The following is a 1,002-nucleotide window of genomic DNA, read 5'->3' on the forward strand; positions in this document are numbered from 1 at the left end:
CCCAAGTACCGGGGCGACCTCCTCCAGTCCGCGGTGGTCACCGAGCGCATGCGGGAGGGCGCGATCGAGGCGCTGCGGGTGCCGGCGAACCCGCTGGACGTGCTCGCCCAGCAGCTCGTCGCGATGACCGCCATGGACAGCTGGGACGTCGACGACCTGCTCGACCTGGTGCGGCGGGCGGCGCCGTTCGGCGCGCTGCCGGAGTCCGCCTTCCACGCGGTGCTCGACATGCTGGCCGGCCGCTACCCGTCGGACGCCTTCGCCGAGCTGCGGCCCCGGCTGGTGTGGGACCGGGTCGCCGGCACGGTCAGCGCGCGGCCGGGCGCGCAGCGGCTGGCCGTCACCTCCGGCGGCACGATCCCCGACCGGGGCCTGTTCGGCGTCTTCCTCGCCGGCTCGGACCCGCGGCGCGGCGGCGGCCGGGTGGGCGAGCTGGACGAGGAGATGGTCTACGAGTCGCGGGTGGGCGACGTCTTCACGCTCGGCACGACGTCCTGGCGGATCGAGGACATCACCCGGGACCGGGTGCTGGTCACACCGGCGCCCGGTGTCCCGGGCAGGCTGCCGTTCTGGAAGGGCGACCAGCTCGGCCGTCCGCTGGAGCTCGGCCGCGCGCTGGGCGCGTTCGTCCGGGAGCTGGGCGGGCTGGACGCGTCGGCGGCCCGGGAGCGGCTGGCCGCGGCCGGTCTGGACGACCTCGCGGTGGGCAACCTGCTCGCCTACCTCGACGAGCAGCGGGTGGCCTGCGGGCACGTGCCGGACGACCGGACGATCGTGGTGGAGCGCTTCCGGGACGAGCTGGGCGACTGGCGGGTGGTCGTCCACTCCCCGTTCGGCGCGCAGGTGCACGCCCCGTGGGCGCTCGCGCTGGGCGCCCGGCTCACCGAGCGGTACGGGCTGGACGCCCAGGTGATGCACGCGGACGACGGCATCGTGCTGCGGCTGCCCGACGCGGACCTGCTGGGCCTCGGCGAGTTCGGGATGGAGGAGTCCGGGGAGGGG

1 pseudogene is annotated in these 1,002 nt (G+C 75.9%); it reads left to right on the forward strand.

The features are described 5' to 3' along the window. Window positions 1-1,002, forward strand: a pseudogene (locus GL263_RS27195) (DEAD/DEAH box helicase); the annotation flags it as partial.

Source organism: Streptomyces durbertensis, assembly GCF_014156695.1.
GTDB classification, from domain to species: Bacteria; Actinomycetota; Actinomycetes; order Streptomycetales; family Streptomycetaceae; genus Streptomyces; species Streptomyces durbertensis.